This window comes from Dyadobacter sp. OTU695 (assembly GCF_038440355.1).
Taxonomy (GTDB): domain Bacteria; phylum Bacteroidota; class Bacteroidia; order Cytophagales; family Spirosomataceae; genus Dyadobacter.
Genome location: NZ_JASATN010000011.1, coordinates 80,799 through 106,756 on the forward strand (window position 1 = coordinate 80,799; position 25,958 = coordinate 106,756).

Sequence of the window (25,958 nt, forward strand, 5' to 3'; positions counted from 1 at the left end):
GAAATCTTTACCGCACGAATCACTTGTGTAGAACCTTTACTTTCCGTGTTGCCGCGTTTCTTATAGCTATTTCCGGGCCGCTTTTTGCCCAGAAGCGTACGCTTATATCCAACCTCGGGGCGAGTGTCGAAGCGGGGGCGTATCTTTCTTCCAATGGGGAGACGCCATTCTGGCTTCGGACCAACCAGTTCGGTGCGGTACCCGACCGTGCTACGGCAGGTGTTTTGCAAGCGACAGCGCGGAAAAACTATACGTTTTATGATAGCCTTGCAGGCCGGCCGAGAAAGTTCGATTGGAGTGCCGGGGTGAGTCCTGTCGGCGTGTATAATAAAGAAAACAAGTTTGAATTTGTGCTCCCGGAGGCCCATGCGAGCGTGCGGTACAGGCGCGTGGAGCTATGGGTAGGGCGCCGGCGTGAGGTAATGGGGTTGGGAGATACTACGATGTCGTCCGGATTTTATTCGGTGTCGGGGAATTCACTTCCCGTGCCCAAAGTGCAGATCGGCACGGTTGGCTTTTCTCCGTTGAAATTCACGGGGAATTTTGTGGCTGTGCATGCCGGCTTTGCGCACGGGTGGTTTAATACAGACTATATCCAGGGCGTGCGGCTGCATCAGAAGTTTGTGTACCTGAGGTTGGGCAAACATAAAAGCAAATTTTACGTCGGCTTAAACCACAACGTGATGTGGGCAGGGCATTCGGAATACCTGAAACTGCATCCTGAACTGGCGGTGAATGGTGAGCTGCCATCCTCGTGGTCCATTTATCCTAATGTAGTGCTGGCATTTACTTCCAAAAAATGGTTTGAGAAAAATGGCTATGGTGCATTCGACAGCTATCGTGTCGGCAACCATTTGGGAAGCTACGACATTGCTTTTGAGACAAAGGTTCATGACTACCGCCTGTTTGTATACCATCAACATCCTTTCGAGGATGTTTCGAGTATGCTTTTCAAGAATATCCCTGACGGGCTTTACGGTATTAACCTGAAGCTTCTGACAGGAAGCGGGGGAAATGGATTGGCGCTTACGAATCTGACTTTGGAATTCCTTAGTACCAAAGACCAGTCAGGCTCCGAGTTTTACATTCCCGGAAGCAAATACCAGGGGGCCGATAATTATTTCAACCATACCCAGTATTCGGAAGGTTGGTCGTACCAGGGCCGGACGGTCGGGACGCCATTCATGATCCCCGGCAAGGACATGGACCAGTCGAAGCTCGTGAATTACCGGTTTTTCCCAAATAACCGGGTGAATGTGTTTTACCTGGGTGCACAGGGGAAAACAGGCCGATCGCTGACACTCACATTAAAGCTTTCATACAGCAAGAATTTCGGTACGCCAGGCGCCGACTTCGATCCGCCAAGGGCACAATTTTCATCGGTGCTGGGCGCGCAGTATGCTGTTCCCGGGTTGAAAAATACCAGCATTATCGGCCGCGTTGCTACCGATCAGGGAGAGATTTTCAGGAAGAGAACCGGTGGGTATATCGGTTTTCGGAAGGACTGGTGAGAAGTCCCGGCAGGGGATTTTCCCGGTTGTCCATCGGCGAACAAGATTGTCCGAATTCGGACAGTTTTAAGGCTTTTTACTTCATTAAGGTGCTGATTATTAAATCGTTGTTTAGGCTGGCATAACTTTGTTGCCGGATGCTGATGCAGTCATTGTCAGGGAATTAGGTTTTCTGGCAATTGTTGTTTTAAACCCTTTTCAGCGCAACGGCATGCTCAAAAATTACCTCAAAATTGCCCTCCGGAACATCTGGAAGAACAAAGTTTTTTCGGCTATCAATATTGTAGGCCTGGCTGTGAGTATGGCGGCCTGCATTGTGATCATGCTATTTGTATTCTACGAGCGCAGCTTCGACAGCATGCATTCCAAAAACATCTACCGGCTCGACGAAGTGCAGAAGTTCGAGGGAATGGTGGCCCCGCAAAAAGTGGCGCTCTCCATGTTCCCGATGGGCCCTACATTGAAGGAAGAGTTTCCTGAAATCCGGCAGTTTGTCAGAATAAATACAGCCGGAAAGATGTCGATGCATTACCACGATCAGCGTATCGAACTTTCACAGGTCTATCTGACCGATTCCAATTTTTTTCAACTCTTCGATTATCCGCTTGTGGAAGGGGAGAGAGTCCAGGTTTTGAAAGAACCAAACAGTGTTGTTCTGACGCAGAAAAGCGCGAAAAATATCTTTGGCAATGCTGATCCGATGGGTAAATATATCAACCATTATGGCCAGGACACGGTCACGCTGAAAGTAACGGGTATCATGGAAGACGCCCCAGCGAATTCGCATTTGCAGTTCGATGCACTTGTCTCCTTCAGTACCGTTGCCAAGCCTGATTTTATGAAAAACTGGGGCGGGAACTGGCTTGTGACTTACCTGGAACTTGCGCCCGGAGCTGATATTGCCAAGACGGAAAAGAAATTCCCCGCTTTTCTTAAAAAACACATGAAGGAAGGTGGCTGGAAGTTCTATGAACTGTTTTTGCAGCCGCTGGCCGACGTTCACGCGCAATCGGTAGATATTACGCACGATTATGTCAACTATCAGAAGTTCGATAAACGGTATACCTATGTTTTTTCGATCATAGCGGCCATTGTGCTCGTTATTGCTTGTGTGAATTTTATGAACCTATCGACGGCGCGTTCGACGGGACGGGCGAAAGAGGTCGGGATCCGCAAGTCCATCGGTGCGCAGCGCTATCAGCTGGCGGGGCAATTTATGGGTGAATCGGTGTTACTGGCGCTGTTCGCTTTGGTACTTGCGGTGGGTATCGTGAAGCTGGTAATGCCTTCGGTGGCCAATTTCAGTCAGCGCAAGCTTGAATTTTCTGTATTTCAAAATCCCGGATTGTTGCTGGTCATCTTGCTGGGAACGATACTCGTGGGATTGTTTTCGGGCCTGTATCCGGCGGCATTTCTGTCGGCTTTCGAGCCCGTGAAGGTTCTGAAAGGCACGATCCGGGTCGGGAAAAGTAGCTTCCGGAATGCATTGGTGATCGCGCAGTTTACCAGTGCGGTGTTCCTGATCATCGCTACCGGTTTCGCCGTGAAGCAGCTGCGGTATATGGTGAATAAAGATCCGGGTTTCGACCGGGAGCAGGTCGTGATCGTGCCTTTAAACTCGAAATCGGATAGGAAATATGATGCATTGAAACAGGAACTGCTCACGAGCTCGTTCATCGAGGCGGTTACAGGCTCGCAGCAGCGCCTGGGAAATAACCTGCATCAGACAGGTGTAGCATTCCAGGGCACCCGCGCGAGACGGGAGCTTACGTCTTCACAGGTGGTTGTCGACCCCGATTACCTGTCTTTGTACAAAATCAAACTGATTGCAGGCCGTAATTTCACGCACAGTGCCGGGGATAATGCTAAAACATACATTATCAACGAATCGCTGGCAAAAGAGCTTTTGAAAGATGAACCGACGCTGACGATGCAGACTTTGATCGGCAAGCGGTTCGGGTTCTCGGGAATGGACTCGCTCTCGACGATCATCGGGGTGTCGGAAGATTTCAACTTCAATTCCCTGCACCACAAAATCGAGACCCTTTGCATGTTTAACCAGAAAGACTGGTCGTACTCCGAGATGTCAATACGCATTAAGGGTAAGAATACGCAGCAGGCGCTTGCTGCCATTCAGTCGAGCTGGAATAAACTTGTCCCGGACCAGCCCTTTACGTATTCATTCCTCGACGAGCATTTTGCCGAAATGTACCGTGCCGACAGTCAGGTAAGCGAGATCGTCGGCATACTGGCGGGTCTGGCGATCTTTATATCGTGCCTCGGGCTGTTCGGTCTGGCTTCCTATTCGGCGGAAAGGCGGATCAAGGAAATAGGGGTAAGAAAGGTAATGGGAGCATCGGTATCAGGTATTGTAGCGCTGCTGTCACGCGATTTTCTCAAACTCGTGTTTACTGCCATCATAATCGCCACACCAATCGCCTGGTTTGCCGTGAGAACCTGGCTGAATGACTTCGCCTACCGGGTAGCAATCGAATGGTGGATGTTCCTCGTCGCCGGGGCCCTGGCAATATTCGTCGCATTGTTCACGATTAGTTTCCAGAGTTTGAAGGCGGCTTTGATGAATCCTGTTAAGAGTTTGAGGGCGGAGTAAGGAGAAAGGGGAGGAAGGGGAAGAAAGGGAGGAAGGAGGAAAGGGTTCTTTATTCCTTTCTCCCTTTACTCCCTCCTCCTTCCTCCCAATAAAATAACGATAACAAATACAGCACCAATGCATTGAATTTTAACCAGATAATCCCATGAGCCACATTGCAATCCCTATCCCACCGCTTCAAGGCAAGCAAGAGATCAAAGTTGAGGTAACGATCAACGGCATCAAGCAGAACCTGTTTTATCGGGTCGAGCTATTTTATTGGGAAGATTGTACCAACCCGGTTGCGCACCGCGCCGACTGTATCAGCGAAATGCTGTCGCATCATGATCCGGAATGGACGGTCTACTATATCGGTGCACCCAACGACGAATTTGTGCCGATCACCTTTGTGAAGAAGGAAAGCAGGAACCTGTTACGTGAGGCAATCGCCTGAGAGGGGGATACTCAGGGACTGTTTTAATTCTTTTTTAATCTTTATATGCAACATTGTTGCATTTGTGGTTTTCCTGAAACTACATTTGCATCATTGTTGCATATAAAGATTTTTTTATGAAAAAGCATTTATTCAAAGTACTATTCTCAATGACATTCGGCGCATTGCTCCTGGCTTGCGACGAAAAGGAAAAAGACAATGTAACGCCTGTTGAAGAAACAGAGTACAAGTTTATCCGTGTGGTGGTGAGTGACGAGACTTCCAGGGAACTTTCGCTGGTGGATCCGGTGGAGCTTACGGCAGAGAAGTTCGAAGCCCAGTTTCCCAAATCGGCGCTTTACGGCACCCAGGGCGGGCGGTTTGGGGCGATCGTAAACGGTGCCAACAACTTTGTACAGCTTTTCGACACAGGCTTCGAAGGCCACGGCGACCATGTGGACGTGAAAGGTACGCCGAAGTTCGGCGCATTGACGGGCGACGGCAATAAGCCAACGCATTTCAAGAGCAAGGGCGACGAGATTATCACTTTTAACGACGGCGACGGTACGCTGAGCATTGCCAAAGAGGCGGATTTCCACACCGCCGGTAAGAAAATGACGCTGATCAACGCCGGTAATGTGGCGCATCACGGTGCGATGACGAAGTTTGACAACGGCACTTACGCGATTACTGTGAAGGACGGCTCTGCGGCAGGCACATTACCTGAGCGTGTGAAGATTATCGATGCTTCCGGGAAAACACTTTTTGCCTCAATCATCCAGACTAAAGGCATTCATGGCAATGCTACCAACGGCAGCATTTCGCTGTTTGGGTCTTCCAGCGGTATTCTGGCCGTGGAGCCGACGGGCAATCAACAGCTTATCCCGCATCCCGCCGATTTTGGCGAGGCGTGGTTCGGCTCTATCCTCGAAGCGAAAGGTGCAGGGAAATTCCTTGGCTACACGGCTGCAAAAGGTGTTTACATCATTGATGTCGCGACCAAATCGGTGACGCCGGTTCTGGTGAGTTCCGATATCATGCAGGCGAAGGTCGATTATGCGGGGAACAATGTGGTGGTGTTGCTGCACAGCGGCGAGCTCAGGATCTACGACTTGAAATCCAATACGCTGAAAATCAGCGGATCGGTATTAGGCGCAACAGCGAAAGATGAAACGCAGAAGCCGCAGTTGGAAGCGACGTCGCGCTACGTTTATATCACGCAGCCGAAGAGCGGGGAGCTGCTGGTGGTAAGTACCGGTAATTTGTCCAAAATCAACAAGGTAAAGGTTTCTGCGACCCCTTACCGGCTGGCGATCCTTGGATTCGAGTCCAGCGAAGGACATTAGCAATGCCCCCCGGCAAGCGTTCTACTTGCCGGGGGCTCAAAACCAGAACTTTTCGGAGCCCTCAACTGGCTTCCATTTGCTTTTCGGTTCGAAGTGGTTCCAGATAATGGACGATACTTTGCGGATCAATGCATATCCCTCATTGTCCTTCTCCCACCGCTGGTCCTCCTGGTTTTTCGTTGCAATGCAAAAAACATAGTCGCCGTGTGGCGCATGGACCATCAATACCTCCGATTTTGCCTGGTTCACAGCCCCGCTTTTGGCCGCTATTTTTACATCCGGGGGTATTTGGGAAATGGCCTCGCCGTCCCAGAACTGCATTCCGAGATAGCGGAACATCCGGTCGCTGGCTGCCGGGCTAACGGCTTTTCCGTTCCTGATCATCGTCACCAGTTCCGCCATTTCACGTGGCGTGGTTACGCCCCAGCCGTAACGTGCCTGGAATTCCTTGCGTCCCGGCGTGCGGGAGTTGACGCGCGTGTTCGCAAACCCGTTTCCATCCAGCCACCGATTGATCGCCTCGCCACCGCCGGCCATTGCCTGTAACCACAAGCTGCCGGTATTATCGCTTTGCGAGATCATGAGGTGGATCACTTTGGGCAGCGCTATTTTTGTGCTGTCGCGGAAAGAACCGACGATGCCGTTATCATATTTCAATGAATCGCGGTAAACGAGCTCCTGGCTGAATTGCAGTTCTCCTTTTTCGATCTTATCAAAAATGCCGCACATGATCGGCACTTTAACCATGCTGGCAGTGGGGTAGAGCGAATCGGCATTGACAGTGGCAATGCGGTTGGTTTTGAGGTTGCGCACGTATACGCCCACCTGCCCGTGAAAGCCGGCGAGAGCGGCTTCGAGTTGGGTAGTCAGTTTTTTATCGACGGCAGGCTTGCCCGTTGCATAGCGTTGAGCAGATAAATTCCCTGCTAACAGCATGAAAAAAATCAAAATCGCGGATCTGGTCATACTATATCAGTTTTGAGCGGTGGCTTCTCCTTTGGTTTTCCCTACTTTTTCTCCACTGAAAATCAGTTTCCCCCAGTATTCGGGATAATGCATATTGATAATGCCCTGCGGTGACCATACCCAGTTGTATTCCGGGATTATTTTACCGGTTTCCGCATTGCGTTTCCGGCTGTAACGGCCCTGCTGGTCCACCTCCTGCTGCCAGTTGACGCGCGAAAAATTGATCCGCCATTCAGAGTCGTCGGCCGGGATGACAGGTTTTACATTTTCAGTTGAAAGCGACGCGAACGGAATGGCGATTTCAACAAACCAGCCTTGGTCCTTATTCCTCGCATCGTTCAGCGTGCCGTTCACCGTTACCGCCGATTTCAGCCCTTTAATGTCCCATCTGAGTTGTGCCCGGCCGCCTTTGCGGTAGGGCTTTGGCAAAAAGAGATCGAATGTATTATTGATGGCATTGATTTCCAGTTCGTAATAATTGTTGGTGTCGCCGTCTGGGTCAATGAATACTTCAAAGTCGTTTTCCAGATACACAATCTGGTCTTTCTTGTCCTGATAAGCCCAGATATGCTCCTCTTCGATTTGTGCTCCAATATAAAGGTAGTTGTCGTCCCAGAGCATCTTCACGCGGGTTTCTTGCAGGGGCAGCGGCTTTTTGTCCCCTTCTATATCTACGAACGATGAGGTCCAGGCGGCTTTTTTCCAGGAACGTTCATCCAATTTTCCGTCGATGGAAATGGTCTTTTCAGCCCGGTAGCAGGTGTAGCTTTTGGACGTCGGCGGGGTTTGTCCCTGTGCCGTGACAGCAGTCATGCCGGTCATCACGGCGAGCATGGAAGCGGTTCGAAAAAAGGGGAATCTGTTCTTTGTACTGATTAAATTAAAATTTTTCAAGATAGGTTAAGGGAATTGTTTAAAGAAGTTAAATATAATGCATTTTACTTCTTTAAAAGGTCGCCAGCCTTGTTTTCGCTGCTGAGTAATGCTTCGAAAAGCTTCCACCTTTTGCTGGTATCGGCCGCTATCCCGCCTTGCGATTCGATGTATTTCCTGACGATATCCTGTCCGTAATTGTAGTTGATGACATAGCTCCTGTACTTGCGGATAAAGCGCAGGTAGTCCGAAGCGCCTTTCCCGGACAGCAGGCAGTAATCGGTAAGCCAGCGTTTGGCCTCCTGTTCGCTCATGCCGTTATCTAGCAACCCACGCGCTACTTCGTTACGGGCATAGTTCAATGCCGAGCGGATTGTGAGTGCTTCGAAATACGCATGGCTCATGGCTGTATCCAAACCGGCAAGCGGCATCAGTACGTTTTGGCAGAATTCCCGTTGTTCATCGCCGGGGAAGGCCATGGAAATGCCGTAATTAGCGCTTCCTTCGGCGATCAGCGATTGCGGGCTGAACAATGGATAAAGGGATATTTCCGTCCAGCCTTTGTCGCGGAAAAGGTTCTTTTCCAGCAATGCATTGTACACATGATGCCCCGGGTACCCCTCATGGCATGCCAGGTCGATAGCCCGCTCGATGTAAATAGGTTGACTCACATTGATCTGGATCACGCTTTGGTAATTGCCTTTATACCAATTGTACCCCGACCAGGGTTTGTCGCGAACATATTCGAGCTTGAAATCTTCGCCCGCAGGGAGCGCATAATGTGCGAGTGTACGTTTACGCGCCTCCGTGATGGCCGTCCGGAACACGGTATCGATCTTGTTCGCAGGGATCAAAAAATGATCCGCCAGCTTCTGGTAACGTTCGGGAATGGGGCCTTGCCCGGGTAGCAGCCGGTCGAGCCTGGCAATAAGGCTTTGAAAATGCTTTTCCTCATAAACCGGCGCCACGGCGTCGAACAACTCCCTGGATTCGGCGTCAAATGGTACGAACGTGCCGGAGAAAAGGTGTATCCGTCTTTCGAATGCAGTAAGCTGGGCAGTTAGCCATTCGGCGCGCCGGACGAGCGTGTCGTTTTTTTGTTCCGATGCAACTGTCGCCAGGGCGCGTTTCAGGGCAGTGGCTTTTTGCAGAAATGCTTCTTCGGGAAGTTGTGAAGTGTCGGTTTTGGCAGGCCGCAACGAGTCAGGCCCGTAATAGGCGTCTACAAAATCGCCGTCGTACTGACCGATGGAAAGCCCCAGTTTAACGTACTCTGTGGCAATGCTGTCGAGTTGGTTGTCTGAGGCGGCTGTTTTTTCGCGCTTGCCGCACGCAGTTGCCATTATCGCGATTGTCAACGCCGTGAAGTATTTTTTGAGCATAACGTCAAGATGTTCAGATGAGTAATCCGATTCGTGAATTCTACAATTCGCGCTTAAAATACACAGCTTATCCGGAAACGCGTACTGGAACGGAAATATTAACGAAGCGCTAACGCCGTACATCTGGCGGTATGAATCTGCAAAAGAGAAAACCATGAACAGCAAAGACCTCCTCTACAAAGAAACAGGACTCGTAGCAAGGCTTAAAAGCAACAACAGGAGCGCTTTCGAGTACTTGTACGACCATTATGCTGGTGCCCTGTATGGTATTATCCTCAAAGTCGTCAAAGATGAAGAGCGGGCTGCCGACGCGTTGCAGGACAGTTTTTTGAAAATATGGCGCAATATCGGATCGTACTCTTCCGACAAAGGGACGCTGTTCACCTGGATGCTGAATATTGCCAGAAATACGGCGATTGATATGTTACGGGCCGAAACTAAAACAGATAATAGGGTGATACGTTTGGATGTCGTCAGGGAGCTGGAACACCAGGGGGCCGACGGGTGGAACCACCTGGTAAACGAGATGGATGTAAAAACCTGGGTTACACGGCTGGCACCCGAGCGCCGTGCTCCGATTGAGCTGGTATATTTTGAGGGTTACACCCACGAGGAAGCCGCAGAAAGGCTGTCTATTCCCCTAGGAACGGTAAAATCGCGCATCAGAAAAGGCCTGCAAGAACTCCGCGCGGTGTTTTCCGTGCCAGAAGTACAACTTGAAATTGCCTAAAATCCTATTTTGGCTTTGATTTATGTTGTAAAAGTAACTCGAGACTTATTTGGTTTATCGCCTGTTTCCTTTCCTTAACGTTCTGCGATTGCCACGTCTGGACGGTATTTTCTACTGTCTTATTCTTATTGAATCTAAATTTATTTGGGGATGGTTGTCTGCAATTCTAAATAGAATGTAGCTAATTGGCTGTAATACAGTAATAAAATGACTGCATTTTATTCGCAGTCAATATAAAGCTTGTAGAAGCCGGGGTTTTTGCGAAAAAAAGTTTTGTCGAAATTCTTCAGTGAAAATTCATTGTTATCCACACAACCGGACATTTCCGGTGAATGCCGTTAGTTCACCAAAATGCCCATTTCGTCCTTAAAAACGGCCTTGATATAAAATTTGGATGTAGAAGTTTTACCTGGTCGACCGTGGTCATTGCGACTAAACAATGATTTTGGCGCTGAGGCCAATAGGGCGGGGACGTACACAAAATCTCCTTGCCAGAACGCATTACTGCAAAATTTTCTTCGGTTTCTTAGTAACCGCCATGTCTGTCCAATAAGCTGGTATGTATTGGGGGATATTGAAAAAGTACTATTAGTAATTTTAAGCAGATATGTAACCAGTTGGAATGATGTAAGAAGTTTTTTGTGCCCTAAATCACCTTTTTTTGGGCAAATAGTTGTAATAATTGTTGTAGAAAAACTTGTTAAAATGGATGTAATAACAATTTAAAATCTGGTATAAACATAATTATTACACGGCTGTCATATAAAAAAAGTACTATTTTTGGATGATCTAATTTTTACCTTTGTAACGTACATTTTGTTGACAGGGCTTTCAGCTAATCAATTACAAATCAAATACGTTATGAAAAATTTTACGTTTCTCTTTACCCTTTTACTATTGAGCCTGGGCTTCGCCTTCCAGGCCAATGCCACAACCAGTTGCGGTTGTGAAAACAACGTTCTGACGAACGGTAGCTTCGAGGACTGGACTAACGGCTGGTCTAAATCCACCGGCACGAACTTCGGTACAGACGACGCATATAATATGTGCGGCAACAAGAATGGTTTGATCTCCGGTGCGGGCCAGATATGGCAGGATGTTACCCTGACAGCAGGAAGCCAGGTGAATCTCAGCGTATATGGTGGAACGCACAACAACGACGAGACTCACCAGTTCAAGCTGATCTTTTATACTTCGGGCGGCAACCAGATCGGTGATGCAGTCGTGAAATCGATGAACTTCGAAGTAGGCAGCGGAAACCAATTGCAACTTTTCACCATGTCGGCGACTGCACCGGCAAACGCGGCGAAAGTTCGTTTCCTGCTTTATTCCAGCGGAAACTATTTTAAAGTGGATGCTGCATGTATGAAGATTACGCCTCCCGCGCCTCCGGTAGACTGCGACTGCGTGAACTCGAACCAATATGTAAAAAATGCAAGTTTCGAAAACGGGACAAATGACTGGTCAAAATCCAGCGGTACAAACTTCGGTACCGACGAAGCGTATGAGATGTGCGGCAGCAAAAATGGTTTGATCATCGGTGCCGGATCTATCTGGCAGGATATCAACCTCGTTGCAGGCGCGAAAGTGGATGTGACCGCGTATGGAGGTACACACAACACGGGTGCAACCCACACGTTCAAGCTTACCTTCTATGATGGTGCCGGAAATAAAATCAACACGGGTGAGGCAGTTACGGATATGAATTATCAAGTGGTCGATAGCAAACTCAAACAGTTTTCGATTTCTGCTACTGCACCAGCGGGAGCGGTAAAAGTGCGCTTCTCCATTAACTCTTCCGGGGATTATTTCAAAGTGGATGCGATTTGTACCACCCTCACCCAACCAGTTACCTGCCAGGAATGTAACGGCAATACCCTTCAAAACCCGAGCTTCGAAAATGGCACCAATAACTGGAGTGTGACCGGTACATTGACGGTTGAGTCGACCTACGCGGTTTGTGGCGTAAATGGCGCTAAATTAAGCGGAGCAGGTAAATTCTGGCAGGACGTAGAGTTGCAAACCACAACCGGAAACCAGGTTGTCCTCAACATCTACGCGGCTTTCAGCACTTCCAACAGCCAGAAAATTCAGCTGGTGTTCCTGAGTGAGGCGCAGGCTGAACTCGGGCAGATTACTAAAGACGTAACAAAAGCGCTAAACGACGGAACCTGGGGCCTTGAAAAATATACTTTAAGCGGAACCGTTCCGTCTGGTACCAAATATGTGCGTGTGTTGCTGTCGTCTAACGGAAACGATCTTCTGGTCGACAACGCATGTCTTACTTTCTCCGGCCCGCCTTTGCCGGTAACATTGTCGGTCTTCTCTGCGAAAAAAGAGGGTGCAGTAGCGCAATTGACCTGGGCTACAACCGCTGAAACCAACTCGGCTTACTTCGAAGTACAACACAGCCAGGACGGTAAAAACTGGACAGCGCTGACACAGGTAGAGGCGAAAGGCGAGAGCCGGGTACTTGAAACATACACCTATACGCACACTAATCCATTTGCGGTGAACCTTTACAGGCTGAAAATGGTGGATCTGGACGACACATTCGCTTACAGTGCGATCAAGAGCCTGAATTTTGATGGCCAGGAGCAGATGAATGTTTATCCGAACCCAACCGTCGACCGTATCAAAGTGACGAGCAACCAGCAAATCACAAATGTGAAGGTTTATGCCCAGACAGGTGCATTGGTGATGAACACGACACCGGATTCGGCTAACGAAGTAGACCTGACAAAGCTGTCGCAGGGAACCTACTACGTGAAAATCAACAACGGTCCGCTGATGCGTAAGATCCTGGTCGTGAGATAGGCTTCCGAAGCAATCGGATCTCACTTTCGAAAACCCTTCGTCCACAGTTTCAGGACGGAGGGTTTTTGTTTACATATTAGTTTTAACTTTCGCATTGAAAAGGTAACCGGCACAGGCTTGGAAACAGTTATTAACCATCATATAAAGGAATCGGACTACAGGCCGACAACGACGAGTCCACTATCGCGGGGGGATTTTGGAAGCGATTTCAAATGGGGCGTGGCTACGGCGGCTTACCAGATCGAGGGCGCAGTGTATGAAGATGGCCGGAGCGACTGTGTCTGGGATGTTTTTGCCAGAAAAAAAGGCAAGATCCGGAATGGCGACCATGCGCGGCATGCTTGTGATTTCTACAACAAGTATGAGCAAGACCTGGAACTGGTAAAAGAATTGGGTTTCGAACAATTCAGATTTTCGTTGTCATGGTCACGGATATTACCCGATGGCCACGGACGTGTGAACCAGGCCGGTGTGGACTATTATAACAGGTTGATCGACAAATGCATTGCCCTTGATATAGAACCATGGATTACCCTGTATCACTGGGATTTGCCTCAAATACTGGAAAGGGCCGGTGGCTGGAAAAACCGGCGTATTGTGGAATGGTTCGCCGAATATGCGGCCGTTTGTGCGAATGCATTTGGCGACCGGGTGCAGCACTGGATTGTCCTGAATGAGCCCATGGCCGTGGCCGGGCTTGGCTACACCACGGGGGAGCACGCGCCGGGGAATAAGGGCATTCATAATTTTCTGCCGGTGGTTCATCATTTGGCACTGAGCCAGGCGGAAGGCGGCAGGGTTTTGCGGCAGTTATTGCCCAATGCGCGCATTGGCAATGCGATTTCCTGCTCGCAAGTGATCCCCAACAGCCAGAGCGCGGCGGATATCCGCGCGGCGCGACGGGCAGATGCGTTGATGAACCGGCTTTTCATCGAGCCGGCATTGGGGCTTGGTTATCCGAAGGATGCATTCCCTTTTTTGTCGAATATTAAAAGGTTCATGCGCGAAGGTGACCGGGAAAAATTGAAATTCGATTTCGATTTCTGGGGGTTGCAAAACTATTTTAGCGTGGTGGTACAGCATTCGTACCTGGCGCCCGTGATGTGGCTGAAAGAAGTGCCTGCTACGCTCAGGAATGTTCCTACGACGGGTTTGGGATGGGAAATCAGTCCTTCGGGCATGTACGAGATATTGAAGCAGTTTCAACAGTACAAGGGCGTTCGTGAACTGGTCATTACGGAGAACGGCGCGGCATTTAAAGATAAACTGAAAGACGGGAACGTGGAAGATCACGGAAGGCAGGCCTATTACCACGACTACCTCGATGCGGTTCTGAAAGCAAAAAATGACGGCGTAAACATTACCGGTTATTTCGCGTGGACGTTACTGGATAATTTCGAATGGGCACATGGGTACTCAGCACGCTTTGGCCTGGTTTATGTCGACTTTAAGACGCAGGAAAGGACAGTGAAGGAGTCAGGGAAATGGTTTGCCGGATTTCTTAAAAATCAAAAATGGGAACCTGTTTCCAACTAATTCGAAAAAGGGTGTGTCTACCGCTCATATTAAACCCCTTTAACCATGAAAATCCTGATTGTTTTATTTGGCTTGCTGGCGTGGATAAGTTGCCATGACGAAAGTGACGATATCAACGAACAGGTTTATGAAGTGGATGCAACCTGGACAAATATGCTCGCTACCGATGGCTGTTCCTGGCATTTCACCATCATTTCTCCGGATTCGACGATAACGTTTCTACCCAGTGAAGCGTCCCGTGCCAAGATAGAGAAGGAACTGGGTAAGATCGAAGACTATTACAGTTTCACGCCTGTTCACCTGAAATATAGTCTGACGGGTGCGAAAGGCACCGTGCAATGCGGCTGGGGCCGCACTGCGACGTATGACGAAATTAAAGTCATTGAAATTCACAAAAAGTAATCCCTACAAATGGAGGATATTTTTCGCCTCCTGTTCGGAATAATAAGGACCTAATTCCGCTTCATCAATAATCTCCTGCACCTGCTCTTCTGTGGCAGGTGTAGCTTCTTTAGAGCGGTAGCTTTTTCCATCAGGACGCTCTTCTTCAAATACAATTGTGCCCTTCCTTTGCAGGTTCTGCAGAATGTCCAGTACCAAATTCTCCTCTGTTTCGCGGACGGCTTTTACGCGGTATGTTTTCATGATCTTTTTCTTGTTTAAAGCTTAAATTGCAAAAACTATACCGGCTTCAGACTTTTAAGTAACTCCGTGCAACCTGGCTGTCGTTATTTGCATCATTGATCAAACAAATCAGGAATCCCATGAAAATTAAACAACTACTTACTTTCGTCCTGTCTGCGCTATCTTTCTTAAGCGCGTGTGCACAAGGCGATGATGACAAACCTTACGTGACTAAAAATTTCAACGGCTCGGCCCTTAAAGAACTGCAAGTAGAGACTTCCGGTGGTTCGATTTCCGTTACCGGCGGACAATCGGATGGTTTCAAAGTGGAAATGTATGTGCGCGGCAACGGCTGGAACGGCAATAAGAACCTGACCAAAGAGGAAATAGAAGACAGACTGGAAGATTACGACATCCTGATTGGCACCGAAGGCGGCAAGGTCCTAGCGACTGCAAAGCGCAAAAACAACTTGCAGTGGAACGAGAAAAGAAGTATCTCCATCGCATTTAAAGTAACAGCCCCGCGTAATGTGGCCACCAATCTCAAAACCAGTGGCGGAAGCATCAAAATCGCTTCTCTGACAGGCGAGCAAAATTTTTCCACCAGTGGAGGAAGTCTTAAAATCGACGATCTCGACGGGATCATCCGCGGCCGTACTTCAGGCGGAAGCATCGATGTGGCGCATTGCAGCAAGGACATTAACCTCCACACCAGCGGAGGAAGTATCAAGGCCAACGAGCTGAAAGGCAAGATCGAGCTGAAAACATCCGGCGGGAGCATTGAACTCAATCAACTCAACGGTGATATTCTGGCACATACCAGTGGCGGAAGTATCCGTGGTGAGGGTGTGGACGGTTCGCTTGACGCCGGCACTTCGGGTGGTTCTGTCCGGTTGGCCGGGGTTTCCGGGAGCATTCGGGCAAACACCAGTGCAGGCAGCATTGAACTGGAATTGAAATCGCTCGGTAAATATGTGGATCTCTCCACATCAGCTGGCAGCGTGCGGGTAACGATGCCGTTGGATAAAGGCGTTGACCTAAACCTGAGAGGCAACCGGGTGTCTATCCCGCTGAAAAACTTCGACGGATCTGCGGAAAAAGATCGTGTTCAGGGTAAAATGAATGGCGGTGGTATTCCCGTAACGCTGTCGGCCAGTGCGGGCGGCGTTTATGTAAATCAGTAAGACATACCTAATTCGATGTACACGAATGAGCAGGCGGTTTACCGTTTGCTCATTCGTGTTTTTAAACCTGTTACCAAATCGCTAATGCAGCGTCAAAAGGGGAAAACAATCCCGACGTATGTATCAGAGAATTCTAAACAGTTTACAGGATTTCTTCGGAATATCCCGCAAAGAGGCCCGCGGAGCGCTCATGATGATGCTATTCTGCGTGATGACCATTTGGACACCCTTCTTTTTCCGGCGCTGGATTTTGCCGCTCGTGCCAACAGGCAGTCCGCCGCCGGAGCGTAAAATGCTCGATAGCATTGCCCTGCTGTTGGAGAAACAGCAGATTTCCTATCACCGGGAAAAAAAGCGGTCGCCTGCGCGTGAGGCACCACTACTTTCAGAACCAATAAAACTGACTCATTTTGATCCTAACAACGCTTCCGAAAGGGAGCTCAGAGGAGTCGGTATTCCCGCATTTATAGCCAAGCGCATTGAAAAATTCAGAAGCAAGGGAGGCCAGTTCCGTCGTAAGGAGGATTTATTGAAGATCTACGATTTTCCACAGGACCTGTATGCACGGCTGGAAAACTATGTAGTAATCCCTGCAGAGGATGGAAATGCCCAAAACGCAGGTAATAGTGTGCTTAAACCCCAATCTACCGCCATCAGGGAAGCCGGGCGTAGCAACCAGGCATTCGATATCAACCAGTGCGATACGACCGCGCTCATACGTCTGCGGGGAATCGGCGGCAAGCTTGCCCAGCGTATCTTAAAATTCCGCGACGGGTTGGGTGGGTTTTATTCAACAGATCAATTTAGCGAAGTGTATGGGCTCGATTCACTTGCATTGTCGGAGTTGAAGCGCTATGCGAAGGTGGCTAGCCCGGTTAAGAAGATCAATATCAACACCGCCACAGCCGACGAGCTTGGGCGCCATCCTTATTGGCGGAACCGTAAACAGGTTCAGGTACTGATGAATTACCGAACGCGGCACGGGCCGTTCCGTTCGCTGGAAGAATTGCGGAATGTGAAAGTGCTGGACGACGCGACGATACAAAAAACAGGGCCATACCTGTCGTTCTGATGGTATGGCCCTGTCGCAGGAAGCAGTATTTGCTAGAAGTTGGGTTTCAGGAGGTACTTCGAGTAGAAAGTATCGATCACTTTCACAGCCTCGTCGGGCGTATCTACCAGGCTGATCAGTTTGAGGTCTTCCGGATTGATATTGTGCTCGGTAAGCATAGTTCCCTTGATCCATTCCAGTAACCCCGACCAATAGGCAGTACCTACAAGGACGATCGGGAAACGGCCGATTTTTTTCGTCTGGATCAGTGTCATGGCTTCGAAAAGTTCGTCGAGTGTACCGAAACCGCCGGGCATAACGATAAAGCCTTGCGAGTACTTGACGAACATTACTTTACGCACGAAAAAGAAATCAAAATTGATGCTCTTGTCGTGGTCGATATAAATGTTGCTATGCTGTTCGAAAGGCAGTTTGATATTCAATCCGACCGATTTTCCGCCCTGCTGGAATGCACCTTTGTTACCGGCTTCCATAATACCGGGCCCGCCGCCGGTGATCACACCGTAACCGTGGCGCACCAGTTTCGCCGCAATATCCTCTGCGGTTTTATAGTGAGGGTTGTCGGGCAATGTACGGGCTGAGCCGAAAATCGAAACGCACGGGCCTATTTTAGCCAGTTTGTCAAACCCTTCTACGAACTCAGCCATGACTTTAAATACAACCCATGAGTCGGCACTCTTGATCTCGTTCCAATTGCGGTCTTCAAACGCCTCCTTGATCCTTTTCTCGTCCTCGGGAACCGCCGGGTTGAGGAGGGAAACATCAACTAATTCTCCATTCGTAGGTTTCACTTCTTCACTCATATTTAGAAATCCATTGAGTTGTTGATAAGTATAATGGTAACTTTGTGCCATTAACACCAATAATAAAAAACTTTTCACTCTGTCCGCCGTCGTTAACGAACGGTGGGCTGTAATTAACAAAAAAGTAATGAGAAAAATTGCTATCGGCTCCGATCACGCAGGTTTCCCCTACAAGCAACCGGTTATCGACTGGCTTACCACCAACGGTTTCGAAGTGAAGGATTTCGGAACATATAGCGCTGACTCGGCGGATTATGCGGATTTCGCACATCCGGTGGCAAGCGGTGTGGAAAGCAATGAGTTCGAAAAAGGTGTGCTGCTTTGCGGAAGCGGGCAGGGCGTATGCATTACCGCGAATAAGCACCAGGGCGTACGTGCCGCGCTTGTATGGGATACGCCGCTGGCACCTTTGGCCCGCCAGCATAACGATGCGAATGTGATTTGTTTTCCCGTGCGTTTCATCGAACTCGAAACTGCGCTGGCAAGTCTGGAAGCATTTTTGAGCACAGAATTCGAAGGCGGCCGTCACCAGACGCGCGTCGACAAGATTTCCTGCTAGTAAGCCCTTTGGTAAATACCTTTCCAGGGGCTCTGGATATATTGCTTTTTCAATGCCGGGACCCGGTTCAGGAGTTTCGGCATAATATTCACTTTGTCAATCACATATTCGGGCGGGTCTTTGCGGAAATTATCATAGACGTGGATCACGCTGTCGAAATTGTCGAGATTCTGTAAATCGTAGCTGGCCAGCTCCCAGTTCAGATAGGGCGTGGCCGTGTCGTTGTTGATATATTCCCCTGAATTCTGCCCGAGAACGAGAATGCGCTTGCCGCGGATCTGTTCCGGTAAATCGGCTGCTTTGGCCCGGAGGTTTTCCAGCTTGCCCATCGAAACACCCGGCAATATGCCTCTTAATCCCTGATACTGTATTAAAACGATCATCGCGCCCATGAGCGTGAACTGCAATTCATCGGCCCAGCTGTTCTTTTTGAAACTCTGAAAGTAATGCGTAGCAAAGAAAGCCGCTGGCGGGATGAAGATCACAAACTGCATGGGTGCCAGGAACTGCATGAGCGGAATGGTGAATACCGCCGCGATAAACCAGAGCGCCATAACCTGTTGAATGCGCGTTTGGTAGTTGACAAACCGGAGCGTTGTGAAGATCCGCATAAAACCCATGATCCCGAAGCCCAGGGGCAGCAACAGCGACGCTAGCAGGGAAGAAAAGTCATTGAGGTTATATTGTTTTACCTGGAATACCGAGGTCAGCAGGTTCCGGTTGAGGCTTTCTATGCCATTGTTCAGATAGAAAAACAGCACGACCATCAGCAGCGGAAATATCGATCCGAACAAGCCGAGCAGGTGGTGCCGGAAAGTGGAACCCGTGTAGAAGAGCAATGCCAGAAATGCCCAGACCATAAACAGTGACGCCGGAAGGTAGAACAGCGTGGCAACACCGATATAGATACCCAGCTCAAAAACCTGCGTGGTTACTTCCCGTCTGACAAGCATTTTAACAATGGAGCCGAATGCGAACAACAGAAAGGTATTGGCGAGTAGCATGGGCGATAATGTACCCATGTCGAAGGAAATATTCAGAAACAGCGCGTATAATGCACCTGGCAGGAACGTGCGCTCGGGGAAAACGTCGCGGGAATGGATAACATAATTGAAATACAATATCTGCACCAGCGAAACGCCCATCGCAGCCAGCTGGTACACCCATTGGGCACGGCCGAAAAGGCTGTCGATGAGCCAGTAGGTGAGGCCCGAGAACGGGCTTACGTTGTCCCATACGTCGCGGTAGAGCATAAACCCGCGGCCCATTTGCTCGCCTACCAGCATCCAGTTTAGTTCAGGGATCAGCAGCGGTGCGCCACCCAGGAAAAAAGGGAGGCGGAGCAGCAGGAAGAATACTACTAAACTGATGGTCTGGTACCGTGCATTTACGCGAAAAAAACTAAGCAAGCGGCTGGTGGATTAGGTATCTGACGGGAAATAAGTTTCACGAAATTACAATGCCGGGTTCTACAAAAACAAAATAAGTATGGATATTTGTACTTATTGAAAGGAGAGAGGGAATGATTTAGGAGATGTTGGTTTACATTGTCCTAACTGGTGAACCAGGATGTGCGGTCAGGACCGGCAAAATCCCTCCAATTAACGTTCACAATATGGAATCGAAAAGACAACAAAAAGTAGGCAGGCAAATTCAGAAGGACCTGGGAGAGATTTTTCAAAAGGATGCGCAGCACCTTACCAGCGGCGCCTTTGTGACGATCACCGCCGTGCGGGTTACACCCGATCTGAGCATCGCCAGGGCTTATCTGAGCTTTCTGCCTGATAAAAACAAAACTATGCTGTTGGAGACGATCCGGGAAAATACCCGTTTCGTCCGGCAAAAACTCGCCGAGCGTGTCCGTCACCAGCTGAGGATTGTTCCCCACCTCCAATTTTATATCGACGATACGGCCGAATATGCGGCTAAAATGGATCAGTTGTTCGCGGACCTGGTAATCCCGCCTGCACAGCCCGACGAGGAGGAAGATACCTACTGATCAAGTTCGAGCCACCATGGACATTTCCTACCGGATTGCCGTTCGCTACTTTTTTTCGCGTAACAAAAGGAGTTTCATCAGTCTGATCGCCCGCATCGCTATGGCCGGTGTGGCGGTAGGGACTATGGCTATGGTGGTGGTATTGTCGGTGTTCAACGGGATGGAGGATCTTAACCGCAAGATTTTCAAGACATTCGATTCGGATGTGCGCATTGTACCTGCGGAAGGCAAACGGTTCAAAATGACGCCGGCGCTGATGAATGAATTGAAAGCTGTGAATGGCGTAAAACTGGTCACGAAAGTGATCGAGGACAATGCGCTGGCCCGGTACGGGAACCAGCAAACGATTGTCCGCCTGAAAGGTGTCGACAGTACATTCGAACAGCAGCGACAGCTGGATACCGCCATGATCGAAGGTACGCTGGCCCTGACAGGCAACAACGGGACGCCCTACGCGGTCATCGCCGAAGGTGTGCGGAATGCCCTGTCGATTTCACTCGAAGATATATTCACCCCGCTCGAACTGCTTTATCCGCGCACCGGTTCCAAAACGCTTAACCTGACATCGCCCGAAGCTTTCAACCAGCTCAATTTGCGGCCGGGAGGGGTATTTTCCATAGAATCACGCTACGACGACTACATTATCGGTCCCTTAAAACAGGTCGAAGGCCTGATGGGATACCAGGGAGAGCTTACGGCGCTGGAAATTTTCATCGCGCCGGGATATACGGAAAAGGATGTAAGCGAGGAAATCGGAATGAAGCTGGGCAAGGCTTTTGTAGTGAAAGACCGTGACTCGCTGAATGCCGATCTTCTCCGGGCAATAAAAATGGAAAAGCTTTTTGTAGCAGTAACCCTTTCGCTGATTATTTTAGTAGCTGCAATCAATATCTTTTTCTCGCTCAGCATGTTAGCCATCGAGAAAAAGAAAGACGTTTCGATGCTGTATGCGATGGGTGCAACGCAATCGCTGATCCGGAAGATCTTTATAGCGGAAGGCGCGATTGTGGCGTTTTCGGGCGCCATTGCGGGTCTTCTGGGCGGGATCGTGATTTGCTGGCTGCAAATGCGGTACGGATTTGTTTCGATGGGTATGACCACCTCGCTGGTGGATGCTTACCCGGTTAAATTAATTTGGGAAGACATACTCTACACGGGCGTAATTGTCGTTATGATAACTATGGTTGTTTCGTACATCCCCGCCAGAAGGGCAGCGGAAGCGGGTGCGCTGCTGCGGATATGACGTGATTTGACAACACCAGAGAATCGTTTATTAACTTATTTACATTGACTTACTTCCTAGCAATCAATCAGAAAGCGGATATGACCGGTGATATTAAAAGGCCTTCTTTGAACCGATTGATCTTTACAGTTTTTGGCATACTTTCTCTCTCATTCAGCGCCTTAGCGGGTGTGGATGCTGACACACTTTACAGAAGAAACCCAGGTACGGTAACCAAGCAGGGCCCTTACCGCCCCGAAAGAGCCCGCAAGAGCGATATTTTGTATACCCGGCTCGATGTACAGCTGGATTGGGTGAAGCAACAAGTACCCGCATCGGCCATCTTGAAATTCAAATCCCATTTTTATCCACAGAATGTTCTCGAACTGGATGCAAAGGGATTTGATGTAAAGGGGGTTTCATTGCTGGATACCAATACTGAATATGGGGACCTGACGACGGAAGAAATTGCCGGAAAAGTCAAAAAGAAGCTGGAATTCACCTATGACAAGCGTAAGCTCACCGTCAAGCTGGGCCAGGAATACACCCGGAAGGACACGCTTTTTGTAAAAATAGACTATATAGCGAAGCCCAACGATGTACCGAGGGGCAAGGAAGACGACAGCGCTTCCGATAAAGGGCTATACTTTATCAATGCCGATGGCCTCGACGAGGGCAAGCCTCGGCAGGTATGGACGCAGGGAGAAACCGAGGGCAGTTCCTGCTGGTTTCCGACGATTGATGCACCGAACCAGAAGTTTACACAGGACATTTATATAACGGTTGACAGCACCTACAAAACGCTTTCGAACGGCTTGCTGGTAGAGCAGCTGGAAGGTAAAAAAGGTATGCGGACCGACCATTGGAAACAGACGAGGCCGCACGCGCCTTACCTGGCCATGATAGCGGTCGGGGATTTTGCGGTGGCGAAGGATATGATGCCGAATGGGCTGGAACTGAGCTATTATGTGGAGCCGAAATATGGTGCCGATGCACAGGCCATCTTCGGCCGGACCCCGGAAATGATGGGTTTTTTTACGAATATTTTCGGCGTTGAATATCCCTGGGAAAAATACGCGCAGATTGCTGTAAGGGATTTTGTAGCCGGAGCCATGGAAAATACAACGGCGACTGTTCACGAAGAAGGCGTACAAAACGACGCCCGCTCGCTGGTAGATGGTAACTCCGACGCCGTGGTCGCGCACGAATTGGCCCACCATTGGTTCGGGGATTATGTGACGGCCGAAGAATGGGGGCAACTTCCATTGAATGAGTCGTTTGCCAACTATGCGGAATACCTTTGGAGTGAATACAACGACGGCCGCTTTGAGGCGGATTGGGGTAATTTGCAGGAAACCAAGGAATATCTGGCAGAATCGGAAACCAAACAGGTACCGATGATCCGCTACTTCTATAAAGACCGCGAGAATATGTTCGATGCCCATTCTTATGCCAAGGGTGGCCGCATTCTGCATATGCTACGGGCGCTGGTAGGGGATGATGCCTTTTTTGGCGCTTTGCAACAGTATCTCAAATCCCACGCATTTGGTACCGCCGAGATCGACGACCTGCGAATGTCCTTCGAAAAAGTGACCGGCCAGGACCTGAACTGGTTCTTCGACCAATGGTTCCACCGCCCCGGGCATCCCGTATTGAAGATCGACCAACAATATGTGGCTGCGCAGGGAAAGGTGCTTTTAAAAGTAAAACAGACACAGGATACAGTGGCGACAACGGTATACCGGTTGCCCGTAAAAGTGGATGTGTGGGTGTCGGGCAAAAAGAGCCGCTACGATGTGGTGGTGGACAAAGTGAATCAGACGCTTGAATTTCCTGCCGCTAAAAAACCTGATCTGGTGATATTCGATGCCGAGGCGAACTTGCTGGCCGTGATCGAGCATGATAAAAACAGGCCGGAAATGGAATTTCAATATGTGAATTCCGACCGTTTCCTGCATAAATACGATGCATTGTCCTCTCTCGAAGGCGCGTTGGCCGACACGACTGCCAGAAAGATCCTTGTGAAAGCGATGGACGATCCGTTCTGGAAACTACGCCAGATGGCGATTAGCAATTTCGCGGAATATGCGGGTGAAGGGTTTGCAGATATTGAAAAAGTAATCCAGAGTCGTGCTCAGACCGACCCGCATCCACAGGTACGCTCCGAGGCGATCATTACCCTGGCATCCTTCGGTGACAATAACAGCGATCCGATTTTCAAAGCGGCATTGGCTGACAGCTCTTACCTCGTAGCATCGGTAGCCATTGAGAAATATCTGATGAGCCAACCTAACGATGCTGCGGAAGTTGCCGCACAGTTCGAGAACTCGCCTAACGACGCGATCATTACGTCGGTCGGGAATTACTATGCAGGCCTTGCCCAGCCGGAGCGGTTCGATTGGTTCCTTACCAAAATGAATGCGATGAAGCCGACGGAGAAATATAATTTCCTGCAAGTTTTTGGTAAATACCTCATCAAATCAAAGCAGGATATTCAGCGTAAAAGCATTCCTATCCTCGAAGGCCTCGCGCGTGACAATTCTTCCTATTTCGTACGTTTTGGCGCATTCCAGGCCCTAGGCCTCCTTACCGACATTCAGGGTGTAACCGCGCTTCGGAAAGACATCCGCGCAAAAGAAACCGAACCGAAGCTGAAAGAAATGTACAGCCAGTTTGGCGATTTATAACAATACCGCACACCGCAACGTGAGGAGGGAGGTTAGGGGTTGTCACTAATAGTCAAGGGTTGTCATTTGTAGTCAGGTGTTGTCAAAAGGTCAGTTGTTGTATTCCAATGATTACTCCTGACAATACCTGACTTTTTTATGACCACCCCTGACCACACCTGACAAATTCAGTTACGTCGTCGCATCACTGCGGATCAAGATAATAGTCAAGGTTTTCCTTCGTGATAATGTCTAGCGGCAGGAATTTGATTGCGGGGATTTCCTTTTTGAAAATCAAATGGTTGGCCAGCTGGTGAATGCCCCAGTAACCTTGTCCGAGTGGGTTCTGGTTGATGAGGAAATCGATAATGCCTTTGTTGAGGTATTGCTGGTTGGGGCCGATCAGGTCATAGCCAACCAGTTTGATATCCTTCAACGCATTTTTTTCGAGGTAAGCGGCTACTTCGAATGCTTTTGAATTGGTAACGTATACCGCACCGAGGTCGGGATATTGTCTGCGGATCTCATCCAGTTGCTTATCCAGGCCCTCTTCTTCCGGGAAGTTGATTTCCTTGCTGATCACCTTGAATATACCGTCCAACTTTTCGCCTTTGAAATAATCGCGGAAACCTTCTTCCTTGGTAATCAAATGCGCCGAGTTGGAAATATCTTCATTGACATGTGCTACCAGCACCGTTGCCGGTGAATGCAGGCCGAAGCGCAGGATTTTAGCTGCCAGCGACCCGCTGCGGTACGAATCCTGACCAATGTAGCACAATGGGTTCACATGCTCGATCTGCGTGTTGAAAAGCACATAAGGAATGCCCATTTCGGCCCATTCTTTGAAAAACGGCAATGCCTCCTTGTAGAATATCGGCGCGATCAGCAGGCCGTCGGGATGCTCGCGGCCCACTTCCTTTGCTTTGGCGATAAAGGAGGTGTCGGAATGTGAGTTGAATATGAATTTGGTGATATGAACACCGTATTGCCGGAGCTCTTTCTCAGCCTTTTCAAGGCCGTTATGCGGCGCTTCCCAGTAGGAATCGAGGTTGGGGTCGGGGATGAGGGCTGCCAGATTGAAAGCCCGCTGCGATTTCAGGGACTGGGCAATCAGATTCGGTTCGTAGTTCAACTCCTTAATAATGGCCAGGATTCGCTCACGTACGTCGTCGGCTACTCTGCCGCGGTTGTGTAAAACACGGTCCACTGTGCCTTTGGAGGTCTGTGCTCTCTCCGCTATATCTTTGATTCTGACAATTTTCTTTTTCACTCTTGACTATAATTCAGGGATTTTTTATTTCCATTCAGCAAATCTAACAAGTAATTATGAAGATGGAGGAAATAGTGTGTTTCTAGTAAAAGGCAACTATGGTGAACAAAATTTTTCAAATTTTTTTTATGATAAATTTGAGGTTTTAAACATTGCCCGTTAGCTTTACCTGACTAAAAACTACTATTTGTGGTAACTATCGTGTACGAACCCGGTGTTTCTTTTCAAATGCGTGCTCGAACACTTTTTTTAAATATTGTTAGGAAAAACCATTTTGACAACTAATTTTGTAAATAAGATAAGAAAGAAAATTTTATTCTTTAATATTCCTAACCTTTAACCGTTTCAGGAATTCAATTATTGAAATTCCTATAT

Annotated in this window: 21 protein-coding genes; 14 read left to right on the forward strand and 7 right to left on the reverse strand. The window is 49.0% G+C overall.

Annotated elements, in window-relative coordinates:
* Positions 1-23: 23 nt before the first annotated feature.
* From AAHB90_RS19950 to AAHB90_RS19965, 4 genes are all read left to right on the forward strand, one after another.
* Positions 24-1,511: a capsule assembly Wzi family protein gene (locus AAHB90_RS19950; RefSeq protein WP_342086963.1), complete on the forward strand. Its 1,488-nt coding sequence runs from the start codon at positions 24-26 to the stop codon at positions 1,509-1,511.
* Between the two features lie 211 nt (positions 1,512-1,722).
* Entirely contained in the window at positions 1,723-4,122 is a 2,400-nt protein-coding gene (locus tag AAHB90_RS19955) for an ABC transporter permease (protein WP_342086964.1), read from the forward strand.
* A 145-nt stretch (positions 4,123-4,267) separates the two neighbouring features.
* Entirely contained in the window at positions 4,268-4,555 is a 288-nt protein-coding gene (locus AAHB90_RS19960; RefSeq protein WP_090151229.1) for a hypothetical protein, read from the forward strand.
* Between the two features lie 116 nt (positions 4,556-4,671).
* Positions 4,672-5,880: a hypothetical protein gene (locus AAHB90_RS19965; RefSeq protein ID WP_342086965.1), complete on the forward strand. Its 1,209-nt coding sequence runs from the start codon at positions 4,672-4,674 to the stop codon at positions 5,878-5,880.
* A gap of 36 nt (positions 5,881-5,916) precedes the next feature.
* Here AAHB90_RS19965 and AAHB90_RS19970 read toward each other — a convergent pair whose 3' ends face one another.
* From AAHB90_RS19970 to AAHB90_RS19980, 3 genes are all read right to left on the reverse strand, one after another.
* Positions 5,917-6,846: a serine hydrolase gene (locus AAHB90_RS19970; RefSeq protein WP_446717916.1), complete on the reverse strand. Its 930-nt coding sequence runs from the start codon at positions 6,844-6,846 to the stop codon at positions 5,917-5,919.
* A gap of 6 nt (positions 6,847-6,852) precedes the next feature.
* Positions 6,853-7,680 (reverse strand): carbohydrate-binding family 9-like protein, encoded by an 828-nt coding sequence (locus AAHB90_RS19975; RefSeq protein ID WP_342086966.1) that lies wholly within the window; start codon positions 7,678-7,680, stop codon positions 6,853-6,855.
* A 104-nt stretch (positions 7,681-7,784) separates the two neighbouring features.
* Positions 7,785-9,101, reverse strand: coding sequence for a hypothetical protein (locus tag AAHB90_RS19980; protein WP_342086967.1), 1,317 nt, complete (start codon positions 9,099-9,101; stop codon positions 7,785-7,787).
* Positions 9,102-9,255: 154 nt separating this feature from the next.
* Between AAHB90_RS19980 and AAHB90_RS19985 the strand changes: the two genes are divergently transcribed.
* The 4 genes from AAHB90_RS19985 (at position 9,256) to AAHB90_RS20000 (ending at position 14,586) form a co-directional block, all read left to right on the forward strand.
* Positions 9,256-9,831 carry an RNA polymerase sigma factor gene (locus tag AAHB90_RS19985; RefSeq protein WP_342086968.1) on the forward strand — a complete coding sequence of 192 codons (576 nt, stop codon included), beginning with the start codon at positions 9,256-9,258 and terminating at the stop codon, positions 9,829-9,831.
* 861 nt (positions 9,832-10,692) lie between these two features.
* Positions 10,693-12,648 (forward strand): T9SS type A sorting domain-containing protein, encoded by a 1,956-nt coding sequence (locus AAHB90_RS19990; protein ID WP_342086969.1) that lies wholly within the window; start codon positions 10,693-10,695, stop codon positions 12,646-12,648.
* A 117-nt stretch (positions 12,649-12,765) separates the two neighbouring features.
* Positions 12,766-14,184, forward strand: a complete 1,419-nt coding sequence (locus AAHB90_RS19995) for a GH1 family beta-glucosidase (protein WP_342086970.1) — start codon at positions 12,766-12,768, stop codon at positions 14,182-14,184.
* A gap of 45 nt (positions 14,185-14,229) precedes the next feature.
* Positions 14,230-14,586 carry a hypothetical protein gene (locus AAHB90_RS20000; RefSeq protein WP_342086971.1) on the forward strand — a complete coding sequence of 119 codons (357 nt, stop codon included), beginning with the start codon at positions 14,230-14,232 and terminating at the stop codon, positions 14,584-14,586.
* 3 nt (positions 14,587-14,589) lie between these two features.
* Here the strand turns inward: AAHB90_RS20000 and AAHB90_RS20005 are convergent, their stop codons facing one another.
* Positions 14,590-14,829 (reverse strand): hypothetical protein, encoded by a 240-nt coding sequence (locus AAHB90_RS20005; protein ID WP_342086972.1) that lies wholly within the window; start codon positions 14,827-14,829, stop codon positions 14,590-14,592.
* Between the two features lie 119 nt (positions 14,830-14,948).
* On the opposite strand from AAHB90_RS20005, the gene AAHB90_RS20010 reads away from it, so the two are divergent.
* Both AAHB90_RS20010 and AAHB90_RS20015 read left to right on the forward strand, forming a co-directional pair.
* Positions 14,949-15,992, forward strand: coding sequence for a DUF4097 family beta strand repeat-containing protein (locus AAHB90_RS20010; RefSeq protein ID WP_342086973.1), 1,044 nt, complete (start codon positions 14,949-14,951; stop codon positions 15,990-15,992).
* A gap of 118 nt (positions 15,993-16,110) precedes the next feature.
* Positions 16,111-17,064, forward strand: coding sequence for a ComEA family DNA-binding protein (locus AAHB90_RS20015; RefSeq protein WP_342086974.1), 954 nt, complete (start codon positions 16,111-16,113; stop codon positions 17,062-17,064).
* A gap of 32 nt (positions 17,065-17,096) precedes the next feature.
* Here AAHB90_RS20015 and AAHB90_RS20020 read toward each other — a convergent pair whose 3' ends face one another.
* The gene (locus AAHB90_RS20020; RefSeq protein WP_342086975.1) at positions 17,097-17,867 is read right to left on the reverse strand and encodes an LOG family protein; all 771 of its coding nucleotides are present in this window, start codon (positions 17,865-17,867) and stop codon (positions 17,097-17,099) included.
* A 127-nt stretch (positions 17,868-17,994) separates the two neighbouring features.
* Here AAHB90_RS20020 and rpiB point away from each other — a divergent pair, with 127 nt between their 5' ends.
* Positions 17,995-18,426 (forward strand): ribose 5-phosphate isomerase B, encoded by a 432-nt coding sequence (gene rpiB / locus AAHB90_RS20025; RefSeq protein ID WP_342086976.1) that lies wholly within the window; start codon positions 17,995-17,997, stop codon positions 18,424-18,426.
* Here the strand turns inward: rpiB and AAHB90_RS20030 are convergent.
* Complete coding sequence (locus tag AAHB90_RS20030) at positions 18,423-19,835, reverse strand: hypothetical protein (RefSeq protein ID WP_342086977.1); 1,413 nt, start codon at positions 19,833-19,835, stop codon at positions 18,423-18,425. The two genes, rpiB and AAHB90_RS20030, sit on opposite strands and share 4 nt — an antisense overlap.
* Positions 19,836-20,041: 206 nt before the next feature.
* On the opposite strand from AAHB90_RS20030, the gene rbfA reads away from it, so the two are divergent.
* The 3 genes from rbfA to AAHB90_RS20045 are packed head-to-tail and all read left to right on the forward strand — an operon-like array spanning position 20,042 to position 24,334.
* Entirely contained in the window at positions 20,042-20,425 is a 384-nt protein-coding gene (gene rbfA, locus AAHB90_RS20035) for a 30S ribosome-binding factor RbfA (protein WP_342086978.1), read from the forward strand.
* Between the two features lie 16 nt (positions 20,426-20,441).
* Entirely contained in the window at positions 20,442-21,668 is a 1,227-nt protein-coding gene (locus AAHB90_RS20040; RefSeq protein WP_342086979.1) for an FtsX-like permease family protein, read from the forward strand.
* A gap of 44 nt (positions 21,669-21,712) precedes the next feature.
* Positions 21,713-24,334 carry a M1 family metallopeptidase gene (locus AAHB90_RS20045; protein WP_342086980.1) on the forward strand — a complete coding sequence of 874 codons (2,622 nt, stop codon included), beginning with the start codon at positions 21,713-21,715 and terminating at the stop codon, positions 24,332-24,334.
* 184 nt (positions 24,335-24,518) lie between these two features.
* Here the strand turns inward: AAHB90_RS20045 and AAHB90_RS20050 are convergent, their stop codons facing one another.
* The gene (locus AAHB90_RS20050; protein ID WP_342086981.1) at positions 24,519-25,583 is read right to left on the reverse strand and encodes a LacI family DNA-binding transcriptional regulator; all 1,065 of its coding nucleotides are present in this window, start codon (positions 25,581-25,583) and stop codon (positions 24,519-24,521) included.
* Positions 25,584-25,958: the final 375 nt, after the last annotated feature.

Coding starts and splice junctions, on each gene's coding strand:
- AAHB90_RS20000 (WP_342086971.1), top strand. CDS start 14,230: ATGAAAATCCTGATTGTTTTATTTGGCTTGCTGGCGTGGATAAGTTGC.
- AAHB90_RS19980 (WP_342086967.1), bottom strand. CDS start 9,101: ATGCTCAAAAAATACTTCACGGCGTTGACAATCGCGATAATGGCAACT.
- rpiB (WP_342086976.1), top strand. CDS start 17,995: ATGAGAAAAATTGCTATCGGCTCCGATCACGCAGGTTTCCCCTACAAG.
- AAHB90_RS19975 (WP_342086966.1), bottom strand. CDS start 7,680: ATGCTCGCCGTGATGACCGGCATGACTGCTGTCACGGCACAGGGACAA.
- rbfA (WP_342086978.1), top strand. CDS start 20,042: ATGGAATCGAAAAGACAACAAAAAGTAGGCAGGCAAATTCAGAAGGAC.
- AAHB90_RS19970 (WP_446717916.1), bottom strand. CDS start 6,846: ATGACCAGATCCGCGATTTTGATTTTTTTCATGCTGTTAGCAGGGAAT.
- AAHB90_RS20015 (WP_342086974.1), top strand. CDS start 16,111: ATGTATCAGAGAATTCTAAACAGTTTACAGGATTTCTTCGGAATATCC.
- AAHB90_RS20040 (WP_342086979.1), top strand. CDS start 20,442: ATGGACATTTCCTACCGGATTGCCGTTCGCTACTTTTTTTCGCGTAAC.
- AAHB90_RS20020 (WP_342086975.1), bottom strand. CDS start 17,867: ATGAGTGAAGAAGTGAAACCTACGAATGGAGAATTAGTTGATGTTTCC.
- AAHB90_RS19985 (WP_342086968.1), top strand. CDS start 9,256: ATGAACAGCAAAGACCTCCTCTACAAAGAAACAGGACTCGTAGCAAGG.
- AAHB90_RS20010 (WP_342086973.1), top strand. CDS start 14,949: ATGAAAATTAAACAACTACTTACTTTCGTCCTGTCTGCGCTATCTTTC.
- AAHB90_RS19965 (WP_342086965.1), top strand. CDS start 4,672: ATGAAAAAGCATTTATTCAAAGTACTATTCTCAATGACATTCGGCGCA.
- AAHB90_RS19990 (WP_342086969.1), top strand. CDS start 10,693: ATGAAAAATTTTACGTTTCTCTTTACCCTTTTACTATTGAGCCTGGGC.
- AAHB90_RS19960 (WP_090151229.1), top strand. CDS start 4,268: ATGAGCCACATTGCAATCCCTATCCCACCGCTTCAAGGCAAGCAAGAG.
- AAHB90_RS20005 (WP_342086972.1), bottom strand. CDS start 14,829: ATGAAAACATACCGCGTAAAAGCCGTCCGCGAAACAGAGGAGAATTTG.
- AAHB90_RS19955 (WP_342086964.1), top strand. CDS start 1,723: ATGCTCAAAAATTACCTCAAAATTGCCCTCCGGAACATCTGGAAGAAC.